The sequence below is a fragment of the Bacillota bacterium genome, from assembly GCA_013178125.1.
In the GTDB taxonomy this organism is placed as follows: domain Bacteria; phylum Bacillota; class SHA-98; order Ch115; family JABLXJ01; genus JABLXL01.
In genome coordinates this window covers 380,655-393,104 of the sequence record JABLXJ010000001.1, presented here as the reverse complement: position 1 = coordinate 393,104, position 12,450 = coordinate 380,655, and the positions used below count along the sequence as shown (strand labels likewise).

The window sequence follows — 12,450 nt, the reverse complement described above, 5'->3', positions numbered from 1 at the left end:
CGGGCAACGGTTATTACCCCTGATTTTGCCCGCAACCTGGCGCCTGATTTCGCGTGCAATCGAGCATCAGCAGGCCCGCTAGGGTCTTAGCGTCGCGGATCTGACCCGATTTGGCCATGGCGAGCGCGCGCTCAATGGGAATAAGCTCGGTGCTGATAAATTCATCCTCGTCCGGCCTGGGCGCCTGACGCGAAAGATCCCGCGCAATAAACAGGTGCATCAGTTCATTAGAGAAGCCGGGGGTTGTATAAAAGGCCCCAACCTCCTCCAGGCTGCGCGCCGTGAACCCCGTCTCCTCTTCAAGCTCCCTCAGCGCGCACTCGGAGGGGGGCTCACCATCATCCAGCTTCCCCGCGGGCACCTCAAGAAGCACCTCGCCAACAGGGTAGCGATACTGGCGCACAAACACCACCTGCCCATCATCCGTGATGGGGACGATAGCGACGGCGGGGGCGTGCTCGATCACCTCGCGCGTGGCCTCCTTGCCGTTCGGTAGTATCACAGTGTCAACCCTGAGCTTGATGATCTTGCCTGCGAAAATCGGGCTGGTGCTTTTTGCCTCTTCGAATAGCATGTTATCATTCATTTTGCCTAAATCCCTCCAGGATCCCTCTACATTGTTGTACATAATTGTGTATATAGGTAATATTAGGTAAACATGTATAAATCCCGCTATCGGTGCATATAACACCAGATATGATGCACTCACATGATAGCGCACCCAAATTACTCCGAAAGGATGTGCTGCTGATGCGACCAGCGCTGAGCCCCCTGTTCTCGTCCGCCGCCGCGGTCAAGTTGGTATTCAAGGAAGACGCCCTATATGCCATAGGGCGAGCTGGGGATGTAAGAATAATCCTCCAGCGCCTGCTATCATCATCCTCAGGTGAAACCCTTAAGGCGTTTCTCCATCGCCGAGGATGCGAAACCGGCAGCCCATAACCACCCTGGCGGCGAAGCTCCCTGCGGCTGCTGCAGCCAGGAAGAATTCGGGGTCATCATCAAGGCCCCGGCCCATTGTCCTCACAGGAATCCCGCTCTCCTTGAGGAGGCTCACACCCGGGGCCCCGTCCTCGGTGACGATCACGTGCTTCTTCCTGATGACCCCGTCATCAAGCTGGGAACGCAGGACCAGCCACCTCTCGCGGGGGAGGTCAGGCAGGCACACCACAGCCGGCGTCACAGCCACCTCGCGAAGGTTGGTCAGGGTATGGTGGCTGAGGCCCCTGTGGCGTGGGCGCGGGTCTGCGAAGCTTATGCGGGGGATGAAAACAGGCGTCCCGCCCAGGCTATTCACGGCGTTTATTGCCTGCCCCTGCTCTATGCCGCTGAAACCATATTTCGTGCCCGTCCCCGCGATGCCTGGCCCCATTGCAACAACGACCACATCGGCACCGACAGCTTTAGCGACGGCAAGGCCAGAGTAGATATTGATCACTTCATAATCGCCGCCGAAGGCATTACCCGCCGTAATCGTGACGTCGAGAAAACCGGCATCCTTCAAAGCCCTTACCAGTTTGCTATAGGCTATTGGCAGGGCCCCGCCATCGGTCATCAAGTAGGCGACTCGCAATCTCCGGGCGACCGCAGCCCTTATGCCGGCGCACGCCGCAGGCACCATGCTGTGGAGCTCTCCCACCACAACCGGCATGGCATCCAGACCTTCAAACGCCTCAAGCTCCTTGCGGACCGGGCTGGATTCCTCCTCAGCCGAGAGGCACTTTACTTGCCACGGCGTATAGCGAAGCTTTATAATATGTCCAGGGGAAGGCGGGTCAAGGTCATCATTACCGACAACATGCATGACGAAATGGTGCCCGCCGCTCCCGAGGGCAAGCCTGGTGGCTGTGGTGTTGAGGATAACGCGATCCCCCGGCTTGACCGGCCCGGTCAGGGGGTCGTAGTTCACGGCGAGCTCCTGGAGCCCTTCGACTTCAACTACGACCTCAGTTACGCTATCGTAGCTCGCCTTAATCGCCTTTACGATGCCGGTGCGCACGCGGATCACGGTCTTCACCCCCTTCCCGTAATTCCCCTAATTCCATATAAACCTGATTTCTCCTGCATAGATTGCCCACTGCCAGGTTAACCTAGTCCTGCAAAAGTCCTGGAAACACCCGGCGCCCGATTTTATCATACCCTATAGTAGTCTCGGTGCCCTATCCCGTAAAATGGCCCCATCGTGCGACAGAGGAGGCGATTACCCGTATGAAAGGCCACAGAGTGCTATTTCTCCTTGTTTTAGCTTCCCTTATTCTTTCAGGCTATACCCTCGCGAGGCTCGGAGGGCTCCAGAGAGAACTGGCCACCCTGAGGGTGACCGTCGGCAGGCTCGAGAATGAGACCCGGGCCGCTACGGAGGCGGCAAGACGGCTCGACGAAAGGCTGAAAGCCCTATCCTCGAGGGAGGTCGTATTATACTTTGCCCGGAGCACCCCTACAGACTTCTATCTCGGCACCGAGAGGCGCAAGATAGGGGTAGGGGCTGCAGGGGAGGCTGCCGATCTCCCGAGGAGGGCACTGGAGGAGCTTATCCGCGGGCCATCGCCCGGGAGCAACCTGGAGAGGCTTCTCCCGGCTGAAACAAGGGTGCTTGGAGTAAGCATAAAGGACCGTACGGCTTATGTGAACTTCAGCAGGGATATACAAACACGCTTCCCCGGTGGGAGCCGCACCGAGGAGTTGATGGTCTACTCCATAGTGAATACCCTCACCCAGTTTCCAGGGATAACGAGCGTTCAAATCCTGATTGAGGGCAAGAAGGTTGAAACCATAGGCGGCCATATAGGGATCATGCAGCCGCTCACGCGGGACGAGGGCCTGGTGAGGCCCTAAGGCCACGGCTACGCCCGGCGAGGGTGGCCCCCTTTGCAAAAGCCTCCTCATTCAGGGGTATGAGGTTATGATGGTGAGGAGGCAGGACCTTTTCGAGGGAAGCGGTTATCGATGCAGGGGCAACGCAGCCCCTGCGCGCGACAAAGGCTCCCAGGAGGACCATGTTGGCGACGCGCATATTCCCCAGCTCGTTGGCGATGTCATTTGCTGGAACCTCCAACAAATCGATATCGCGCCGCTCAGGCTCCCTGTCCACCAGGGAGGTGTTTACGACCAGGAGGCCGCCCGGCACCAGCATTCTCTCAAACTTGTCCAGGGAGGGCCGGTTCATTGCTATAAGGGTTGTTGGCTCGCTCACGATCGGCGAGGCAACCTCCGAGTCCGGGGAGATGACCACGCTGCAATTGGCAGTGCCGCCGCGCATCTCCGGGCCATAGGAAGGGATCCAGGATACGTTTCTCCCTTCCCTCATCGCGGCATATGCCAGAAGGTATCCCATCACCATCACGCCCTGACCGCCGAAGCCTGCGATTATCACTTCCTCAACCACCCTGGCTCGCCTCCTCCGGAACCTTCGGAACCTTGTATTCCCCTAACGGGTAGTAGGCGGACATCTCCTTATCGATCCACCTGAGCGCCTCGATTGGCGTCATGCCCCAGTTGGTCGGGCAGCTCGAGAGGAACTCGACCAGGCTGAAACCGCCCCCGGCCAGCTGCACCTCAAAGGCCTCCCTCACGGCGCGTTTCGCCCTTGCGACATTCGCCGGGCTCGTGCAGCTCACGCGCGCAATGTAACTCGCCCCGTCGAGGGTGGAGAGCATCTCGCACACCCTTATAGGGTAGCCTGCCCTGCTTGTATCACGGCCGGCAGGCGATGTCGTGGTCTTTTGACCCGGGAGGGTGGTGGGCGCCATCTGGCCGCCAGTCATACCGTAGATTGCATTATTAATGAAAATCACGGAGATATTCTCGCCCCTCGCCGCGGCATGGACGATCTCCGCGGTTCCTATGGAGGCGAGGTCACCATCACCCTGGTAAGAAAAAACGACGCTATCAGGCAGCGCCCTCTTGATACCAGTCGCTACAGCTGGAGCCCGCCCGTGTGAGGCCTCGATCATATCGCAATTGAAGTAGTAGTAAGCGAACACGGCGCACCCGACCGGCACAACGCCCACCGTCCGTTCCCTAACGCCAAGCTCGTCTATGACCTCGGCCACGATGCGGTGGACTATACCATGTGTGCACCCCGGGCAATAATGCGTCGGGGTTTCAGTTAGAGCTTCCGGTCGTCCGAAAACCTTCCGCACCAGCGTCTCCCCCCTCTCGAGATGCCTTATTCCTATCTCGAACAAGACCCTCCAACGCCTGGAGTATCTCCTGCGCCGTGGGCACTATGCCACCCGCGCGCCCATAAAAGTGAACGGGGCGCCTCCCCAGGACGGCTAGCTTTACATCCTCGACCATCTGCCCCATGCTCATCTCAACCGCCAGGAACCCCCGCACCTGCTCCGCCACCTTCGCCAGGGGGGTCGAAGGGAACGGAAAGAGGCTTATCGGCCGGAAGAGCCCGGCCTTTATCCCTCGTGCACGCGCCTTATCAACAGCCGCCCGCGCGACCCTGGCCATCATCCCGTAGGCCACTATGGCCCAGTGTGCGTCCTCGAGCCTGTATGTATCGAACCTGACCAGCTCCCGCCCGATCTTCTCATATTTGGCGGCGAGGCGCAGATTGAGCTTTTCGAGCAGGGCCGGCTCGAGCTCGAGGGAGGTGATGATATTGGGGCGCCGGCCCCTCGATCCCGTGACAGCCCACGTCTTCGGTGATAGCTCCCGCTCCTCCACCGGCCTGAATTCTACAGGCTCCATCATCTGCCCGAGCGCCCCATCCCCGAGGATCATAACCGGATTTCTGTAGTAATCTGCAATGCTGAATGCCTCGGCGGTTATGTCGGCGGCCTCCTGGACGGACGCCGGGCCAAAGACTATCAGGCGGTAGTCCCCATGACCCCCGCCCTTCGTCGCCTGGAAGTAATCGGACTGCGACGGCTGAATGCCCCCGAGTCCAGGGCCGCCGCGCATCATATTAACCACAACGCACGGGAGCTCGCAGGCTGCGATGTATGATAGACCCTCCTGTTTCAAGCTGATCCCGGGGCTCGAGGATGATGTCATGACCCGCGCGCCGGCGGCCGCCGCCCCATAAACCATGTTGATCGCGGCGACCTCGCTCTCGGCCTGGAGATAAACCCCGCCCACCTCGGGCAGCCTTCTCGACATGTACTCCGGTATCTCATTTTGAGGTGTAATGGGGTATCCAAAGAAAAATTTGCAGCCACCCCTTATGGCGGCCTCGGCAATGGCCTCATTCCCCTTCATCAAGACCTTGCTAGCCAAGCTATCAACCAATCGCCCTGCCCCCTCTACCTACACCCTCTACCTATATACCTCTATAGCAACATCCGGGCACATCCTGGCGCACGCGGCGCAACCTGTACACTTCTCCAGGTCGCTCACAATGGCCGGGTGATAACCCATGCGGTTGAAATGCTCCGCTAAAGTTATGATCCCCCTGGGACAAAACTCCTTGCATAAGCCGCAGCCCTTGCATCTTTCGGCATCGATCCTGATTCTAGCCACGCTACCGGACTCCCTTCACCCGACCTCCGGGCCCTGTGTCCTCGCATCCCGCAATTCGCACCCTAAACCTGCAATCTGTGCCTGCAATCTGTGCGCTACAATAAGTATATCGCACTACCCACGAAGACGTCTACTATTATTTAAGGGTAGATATTAATAGTAGGTACTAAAAACAGCCATTGAAATGTAAAAAAGAGGCCTTGGCCTCTCTTTTTACACACAATATCCCGGCTGGCAATATTCCAGCCGCATCTAGAGGTCCGCATCTATAGGTCCTCGACCAGCTTCAGGCAGGTCCACGTCACTAGCGCCTTGCGATCCTCTTTCGCTCGCCGCCATACCTTGGACCCCTGTGTGCGGACTCCCTTTCCTCATCATTGAGCTGTGGCAAGGTATCCTTGTGGGAGAGGTTTATACGACCCTGCCTGTCTATCTCGGTGACCTTGACCAATATGGTATCGCCCACCTTGACCACATCTTCGACCCTGTTGACCCTCCCTCGGGCGAGCTCGGAGATGTGTACAAGCCCTTCTTTACCGGGCAGGATCTCCACGAAGGCGCCGAAGTTCATTATACGTGTAACGGTGCCCGTATAGATCTTGCCGACCTCTACATCGCGGGTCAGGGTCTCGATTATCTCTCGTGCCCGTTTACCGGCGCTCTCATCTGGTGTAGCGATGAATACGCGGCCATCATCCTCGATATCGATCTTGGCGCCAGTCTCATCTATGATCTTGCGTATCATCTTGCCGCCGGGGCCAATGACATCCCGTATCTTCTCGGGGTCGATCTCCATGGTGATCATCCGCGGCGCATAGGGTGATAGCTCCTTCCTCGGCTCGGCTATAACCTCCGCCATCTTATCCAGGATAAACAGCCGGCCGACGCGAGCCCTTTCAAGCGCCTCCTTCATGATATCCCTGGATATGCCCTTGATCTTTATATCCATCTGGATGGCCGTGATGCCGTCGCGAGTCCCTGCAACCTTGAAATCCATATCCCCGAGGGCATCCTCGATCCCCTGTATATCTGACAGGATCGCCACCTTGTCCTCCTCTTTCACAAGGCCCATGGCGATCCCCGCGACCGGCTTCTTGATCGGGACGCCCGCATCCATCAATGCGAGGCTGCTCCCGCACACGCTCGCCTGCGATGTTGACCCGTTCGATTCCAGGACCTCGGAAACAAGCCTTATCGTATACGGGAACTCCTCCTCGGGCGGGATCACAGGGAGAAGAGCCCGCTCAGCGAGCGCCCCATGGCCGATCTCACGCCTGCCGGCTCCGCGTATCGGCCTCACCTCGCCGACGCTGTATGGCGGGAAGTTGTAGTGGTGCATATATCGCTTGGACTCCTCTTCGCCGAGGCCATCCAGCATCTGCTCCTCGCCAATGGCCCCCAGGGTCAAACTGGTCAGCACCTGGGTCTGGCCGCGGGTGAAGAGCCCCGATCCATGTACCCTCGGCAGCAGGCCGACCTTACATGTTATCGGCCTGATCTCCTCAAGCCTGCGCCCATCCGGTCGCGTGCCCTCGTGGAGGACCATGGACCTTACCTCTTCCTTCACAATCGCGTCCAGGACCGTGCGCACATCGATCTCGTAGGTTTCGAAGTCGTCACCGAGCTCTTCCTTGAATTTCTCGATAGTCTCGTCCTTTACAGCATTTATGAGATCTTCCCGCGCGAGCTTATCATCCGTCCTTATCGCATCCCTCAGCTTGTCCGACGCATAAGCGCGCACCCTGGCTTCGATCTCGGCGTTGACCTCGTAGAGCGGGACCTCGAGTTTGGGTTTCCCGGCCGCTTCGCGAAGCCTCTCCTGGAGATCTATAATCTCCTTTATGCTCTCGTGCGCGAACATGATGGCATCCAGCATGCCCTCCTCGGTCACCTCGTTCGCACCGGCCTCAACCATAAGGATGGCATCCCTGGTGCCTGCGACGACCAGGTAGATGTCGCTCTTTTCGGACTGCTCGAAGGTGGGGTTGACCACAAACTCACCGTCCACCCTGCCCACGCGGACCCCGCCTATGGGACCCGCAAAGGGTATATCCGAGATCGTCAGCGCCGCCGATGCGCCGATCAGGGCGGGTATATCCGGGACATTATCCCTTTCGACTGAGAGAATAGTCGCCACAACCTGCACATCGTTCCTGAAGCCCTTTGGGAAAAGCGGCCTTATCGGCCTGTCTATCATCCTCGCAGAGAGAGTGGCTTGCTCGCTCGGCCTGCCCTCGCGCTTGATCCACCCCCCCGGAATCTTTCCCACGGCGTAAAGCCTCTCCTCATAATCAACCACCAGCGGGAAAAAGTCTATGCCTTCACGCGGCTCCTTGGATGCACAAGCCGTCACGAGGACCACCGTGTCTCCATACCTTACCAGGACAGAGCCGTTTGCCTGCCTGGCCATCTCGCCCGTCTCCAGGACCAGCTTTCTCCCGCCCAGAATCATTTCCAGGCTATGTTCCATTATTGAATTAAAACCCCCTTTACCTTTAATTTCCTAGAAATACCTTGAAACTAGTCTTTCCAACCCGGTGCTTTGCATTCCCACTTCATGATACATTGATGCATGTGAGAATGCATGTGTGTAATTAATTATATATTTCACGCGTAATACCTGCGACCTGCGTGCAATGCCTATCCCGCAAGGAATAGCACATACAAGAAAAAAGGCGGAAGACCCGCCGTTTTTCCCCACTTGCTACTTACGCAGCCCAAGTTTTTCTATAAGCGTGCGGTATCTTTCAACGTCCTTCCGCTGCAGGTAATTGAGCAGTCGCCGCCGTTGCCCGACCATCTTCAAGAGCCCCCTGCGGGAGTGGAAATCCTTCTTGTGCTCCTTAAGGTGCTCCGTGAGGTCGTTAATGCGCTCAGTCAAGATCGCAACCTGCACCTCCGGCGAGCCCGTATCCTTCTCGTGCAACCCGTACTGCCCAATAATAGACTTCTTTTCCTCTGACGGTAGTGCCACCGCCTCTACACCTCCTGTTTCGTCTCTATATCCTCAAGCAACTCCTCAAGCCACGGAGCCGTCGGAGGCTCGGCCACCCTAGCTTGAGGTTTCGCCATTGGCTGCTCACCGCTACCTGCCTATGACCGTGATCACCAATCTCCCGATTGTCACATCCCTGGCGACCAGGTCAAAAGCCCGCCCCGACGCCGTAATAAACCCACGCAGCCTGGTGGCCCGGGGGATATAACCCGGGAAGCTGCTCGCAGCGCGACTGATATCGGCCAGGGTAATACCGCCCTGGCGATCCTCTTTCAGGCGTTTCTTCGCGTGCTCACTCACGATGATCCTCATTTTCCTGCAGCAACAGGGTAAAAAGAGCATCCGCAAACGCTGTAACAGAAGGGTGCCTGTCGCCCGACTGATCGTATAGGGCCTCGAGTTCCTTCCACAGATCGTTGAACTCCGGGCTCAAACATATGGAGGAAACCCTGATGGCTACGTCCCTGAGGGCTTCGTCGTCCTGGCAAGCTCTAGATTGCATAGCGACCTGAGCGCCTCCCGATTTCGCTGGCACTATTCTATCATAAACCGGAATCCTTGTAAATGACCTGGTTCAGGGAATCGAGGGAATTGGAACGATCCCCCAGGATAGACCTGGCAACCTCCACGTCGCGATCTATCTGGGCCCTGAGATTCTCCCACCTGTCAAACTTGATCTCAGGCCTGATGCGGTCGATGAATAGGATGGTGATGACTGAGCCATACATATCGCCCCTGAAATCCAGGATATAGACCTCTATCGTCCTCTCCCTGCCGCCAAAGGTTGGCCGGAAACCAATATTCGCCACCCCGATTTGCTCTTGCTGCCCATCTCCGGCCAGGACGCGGACGGCGTAAACCCCTTCACGCGGAATGAGAACCCCCATAGGCGGGGCGATATTAGCGGTCGGAAAGCCCATCTCGCTACCGCGCCCGTAACCCTTGACAACCTTGCCTCTGATTGAGAAGGGCCTGCCCAGGAGCCCCGCTGCAGACCTGACATCGCCACTCAGGAGGAGAGCCCTGATTTCGGTGCTCCCAACTGTCATGCCATTTAGGTTTACCGGACCGACAACATCGACGCCAAACCCGAGGGTCCGGCCCAGGTCCTTGAGGAGCTCGGGCGTGGCTGTCCCGCCCCGGCCAAAGGTATAGTTGTAACCCACAACGGCCCTGGAGGCCCTCAACCAGCCTTTGAGGATACCGGCTGCAAAATCCTCGGGGGACATATTTGCAAACGTCTCGTCGAATGGGTAGATAACCATTGCATCCAACCCCAGGCCCGAGATCAACCTCGCCTTTTCCTCGGTTGGGGTTATCAATGGCGGGACGCGGTCGGGGGCTATGATTGAATATGGGTGCCTGTCGAAAGTGAAAGCCACGCTAATCAGGCGCTCTGCCCTTGCGCGCGCCACCGCCCGGCGGAGCACCGCCTGGTGCCCCCTATGCACACCATCGAACATGCCCAATGCTACAGATGAATGCCCAAGGCCAAGCCTTGGCGCAACCTGCTCGAGATCAGTGATCAAATCCACGGCAACCCACCCTCCCAGCATCCGGGAAAACCCTAACGGGCCTGGCTACCATGCCTGGACCTCTACCCGCGGCCGAGACCCTTGCAATAGCGATCAGAGAAGCGTCTGGGGCATGCAACCTCACCAGCGCCCCGGGCTCATAATCGCGAAGACCCTCGACGGACACGGAAGCTCCATTGAAGACCCTCATCACGGCCTCCTCCGGCAACATCACCCCGGGGATATGACGCAGGCCGGAGGCTGTCGGTAGGAGCATTTCCAGGCGCCCAAGGCGGTCCACACTCTCTCTGATCTCCTCCAGCGTGGCCGCATCGACAAGTGTGAAGCCACACGCCTCCGTGCGGACCAGGAATGAGAGGTGGGCCCCTATCCCGAGCGCATCGCCTATGTCGGATGCGAGGGAGCGAATATATGTTCCAGAGGAGCATTCAATATCGAGCATGACCCTGGTTCCAAATACCAGCTTCGGGCCGCCGGGATCACGGTCGACCACGCCGCCAGCGTCGCCCTCGCCAAGGGCGCCGGCAAGGCCCCTGAACCCCACCACTCTAATCTCCCTCACCTCCACCTGCCTGGGTTTGCGCTCCACGGTCCTGCCCTCCCTCGCAAGCTCGTAGAGGCGCCTTCCTTCATGGTGGACCGCGGATACCATGGGGGGCACCTGGCTTATCCTCCCAGTGAACGACCTCAGGGTTCGCTCCAGCGCGCGGCGGTCGATACAAAACCCCGGGGTCACGCGCGTTACCTTCCCGGCGGAATCCAGGGTATCAGTGCTCACGCCGAGAAGGATTTCCGCCCTGTAGCTTTTAAGCTCTGTTGCCATAAACTGGGCAGCCCTGGTCGCCCCGCCCACCAGAATGGGCAATACCCCCGCTGCCAGCGGGTCCAGCGTGCCCGTGTGGCCTATGCGCCGAATTCTTAGCAGCCTGCGAAGCCATGCAACAACATCATGGGATGTCATGCCGGGCGGCTTCAGGACAACCAGGATTCCATCAGCGCCCTCGCACACGTCCTTCTGCCTCTTCTGCATGGATCCCACCAGTCTCATTCCCGTTGTTTCTTGGTTCGTTTCCCAGCTCATCAGCGATGGCCTCCAGCACCAGCTGTTTAGCGTGCTCAAGGTCTCCCTCAATTGTACACCCGGCAGCCTTCGCGTGTCCCCCGCCGCCGAATCTCTGCGCCAGCCTGCTTACATCAAAACGATCGCGCGACCTCAAGCCAACCCGGATCCTGGAGTTGGCCTCCTCGCGAAATAACACCGCAACCTCAACGCCGGCAACCATGCGGGCGTAGTTTACAAACCCTTCAGTCTGCGCCTCGTTCACGTGGAACTCATCAAGCAGCCTGTGAGGCAGGCTGACCCAAGCCACACGCCCATCCGGGCTGAGTTCGAGGTTGTCCAGCACCCTGCCGAGGAGCTTCAAGCTGGAGAAAGGCTTGGTCTCGAAAACGTGTTCCGCTATAACGGCGGGCTCGGCGCCCCTTTTGACCAGCCTCGCCGCGATATCAAAGGTTTCCGCTGTGGTGTTCGAATAGCGAAACGAACCAGTGTCTGCGATCAGAGCCGTCAAAAGGCAAGTCGCAATATCCTTGTCTATATCAGTCCCGAGGGCAAGAAGCAGGGCATAGACCAGCTCGCCGACCGCCGCGGCCTCGACCTTGATGAAGTTGTGGGCCCCAAAATTCTTGTTTGTAACGTGGTGATCTATATTGACCACGCATGCATCCTCGGGAATCAGGTTAGCGCCTTTACCTATCCGCTCGAGATCGCTCGAGTCGAGTATGACTACAAGATCAACATTACGGCCGGCGGACAGGCGCTCTCGCGCACCCTCCACGGTCAAAATACCCTCGATGCCGGGGAGGAAGGCATACGTCTCCGGGATATCATCGGGGCATACCAGCGTTACCTCCCTGGAGCGGCGAGCTAGGGCAAGGCCAAGGGCCAGCAGGGAGCCGATGCTGTCACCGTCGGGGAAGATATGGGACATTATTAATAAGCTCCTCGCCCCCAGGAGTATTCTCGCCGCTTGCTCTGCCCAGATCATCAGTCTATTGCCTCCTCGCCCCTCTTGACCTTGTCCAAGAGCTCGAGAACCTTGGCGCCCCGCTCTATTGAGCTATCGAATTTAAAAACAATCTCCGGGGTATGCCTCAACCGGATGCGCCTGCCAAGCTCGCTCCGGACGAAACCCGTGGCGCTCTCGAGGCCCCTCATCGTCTCTTCACGGGAAGGTTCATCCCCGAGGACGCTGACATATATCTTGACGTGACTCAGGTCGGAAGATATCTCCACGTCTGTAACGGTCACAAACCCTATCCTCGGGTCCTTCATCTCCCGTCGTAGTATGCTGCTAACTTCCTCTTTTATTAACTCGCGAAGCTTTTCCCTTCGAAGCTCACCCACAGAATCACCCCGCAAATCGCGCACGTCATCTCACGCTCTCA

At 58.1% G+C, this 12,450-nt stretch carries 15 protein-coding genes; 1 reads left to right on the top strand and 14 read right to left on the bottom strand.

Features of this window, described 5'->3' with window-relative positions; genetic code table 11:
* Positions 1 to 13: 13 nt before the first annotated feature.
* Positions 14 to 586, bottom strand: coding sequence for an NUDIX hydrolase (locus HPY71_02075; protein NPV52293.1), 573 nt, complete (start codon positions 584 to 586; stop codon positions 14 to 16).
* A gap of 309 nt (positions 587 to 895) precedes the next feature.
* Positions 896 to 2,008 carry a DUF3866 family protein gene (locus HPY71_02070; GenBank protein NPV52292.1) on the bottom strand — a complete coding sequence of 371 codons (1,113 nt, stop codon included), beginning with the start codon at positions 2,006 to 2,008 and terminating at the stop codon, positions 896 to 898.
* A 200-nt stretch (positions 2,009 to 2,208) separates the two neighbouring features.
* On the opposite strand from HPY71_02070, the gene HPY71_02065 reads away from it, so the two are divergent.
* Positions 2,209 to 2,835 carry a GerMN domain-containing protein gene (locus tag HPY71_02065; protein ID NPV52291.1) on the top strand — a complete coding sequence of 209 codons (627 nt, stop codon included), beginning with the start codon at positions 2,209 to 2,211 and terminating at the stop codon, positions 2,833 to 2,835.
* Here the strand turns inward: HPY71_02065 and HPY71_02060 are convergent.
* The 12 genes from HPY71_02060 to rbfA form a co-directional block, all read right to left on the bottom strand.
* On the bottom strand, positions 2,804 to 3,385 hold the full coding sequence (locus HPY71_02060; protein ID NPV52290.1) for a 2-oxoacid:acceptor oxidoreductase family protein: 582 nt from the start codon (positions 3,383 to 3,385) through the stop codon (positions 2,804 to 2,806). The two genes, HPY71_02065 and HPY71_02060, sit on opposite strands and share 32 nt — an antisense overlap.
* On the bottom strand, positions 3,378 to 4,145 hold the full coding sequence (locus tag HPY71_02055) for a 2-oxoglutarate oxidoreductase (GenBank protein ID NPV52289.1): 768 nt from the start codon (positions 4,143 to 4,145) through the stop codon (positions 3,378 to 3,380). The genes HPY71_02060 and HPY71_02055 overlap by 8 nt, the downstream gene beginning before the upstream one ends.
* Positions 4,105 to 5,211, bottom strand: a complete 1,107-nt coding sequence (locus HPY71_02050; protein ID NPV52288.1) for a 3-methyl-2-oxobutanoate dehydrogenase subunit VorB — start codon at positions 5,209 to 5,211, stop codon at positions 4,105 to 4,107. The genes HPY71_02055 and HPY71_02050 overlap by 41 nt, the downstream gene beginning before the upstream one ends.
* A 57-nt stretch (positions 5,212 to 5,268) precedes the next feature.
* Positions 5,269 to 5,472: a 4Fe-4S binding protein gene (locus tag HPY71_02045; protein ID NPV52287.1), complete on the bottom strand. Its 204-nt coding sequence runs from the start codon at positions 5,470 to 5,472 to the stop codon at positions 5,269 to 5,271.
* Between the two features lie 304 nt (positions 5,473 to 5,776).
* Entirely contained in the window at positions 5,777 to 7,945 is a 2,169-nt protein-coding gene (pnp, locus tag HPY71_02040; GenBank protein NPV52286.1) for a polyribonucleotide nucleotidyltransferase, read from the bottom strand.
* 231 nt (positions 7,946 to 8,176) lie between these two features.
* Positions 8,177 to 8,446 (bottom strand): 30S ribosomal protein S15, encoded by a 270-nt coding sequence (gene rpsO, locus HPY71_02035; protein NPV52285.1) that lies wholly within the window; start codon positions 8,444 to 8,446, stop codon positions 8,177 to 8,179.
* Between the two features lie 111 nt (positions 8,447 to 8,557).
* The gene (locus HPY71_02030; GenBank protein ID NPV52284.1) at positions 8,558 to 8,779 is read right to left on the bottom strand and encodes a hypothetical protein; all 222 of its coding nucleotides are present in this window, start codon (positions 8,777 to 8,779) and stop codon (positions 8,558 to 8,560) included.
* Positions 8,760 to 8,969, bottom strand: coding sequence for a hypothetical protein (locus HPY71_02025; protein ID NPV52283.1), 210 nt, complete (start codon positions 8,967 to 8,969; stop codon positions 8,760 to 8,762). The genes HPY71_02030 and HPY71_02025 overlap by 20 nt, the downstream gene beginning before the upstream one ends.
* A 40-nt stretch (positions 8,970 to 9,009) precedes the next feature.
* Positions 9,010 to 10,002: a bifunctional riboflavin kinase/FAD synthetase gene (locus tag HPY71_02020; protein ID NPV52282.1), complete on the bottom strand. Its 993-nt coding sequence runs from the start codon at positions 10,000 to 10,002 to the stop codon at positions 9,010 to 9,012.
* Entirely contained in the window at positions 9,986 to 11,050 is a 1,065-nt protein-coding gene (truB, locus tag HPY71_02015) for a tRNA pseudouridine(55) synthase TruB (protein ID NPV52281.1), read from the bottom strand. Before truB ends, HPY71_02020 begins: the two co-directional genes overlap by 17 nt.
* Positions 10,995 to 12,050, bottom strand: a complete 1,056-nt coding sequence (locus tag HPY71_02010; protein ID NPV52280.1) for a bifunctional oligoribonuclease/PAP phosphatase NrnA — start codon at positions 12,048 to 12,050, stop codon at positions 10,995 to 10,997. Before HPY71_02010 ends, truB begins: the two co-directional genes overlap by 56 nt.
* Positions 12,050 to 12,409: a 30S ribosome-binding factor RbfA gene (gene rbfA / locus HPY71_02005; protein NPV52279.1), complete on the bottom strand. Its 360-nt coding sequence runs from the start codon at positions 12,407 to 12,409 to the stop codon at positions 12,050 to 12,052. Before rbfA ends, HPY71_02010 begins: the two co-directional genes overlap by 1 nt.
* Positions 12,410 to 12,450: the final 41 nt, after the last annotated feature.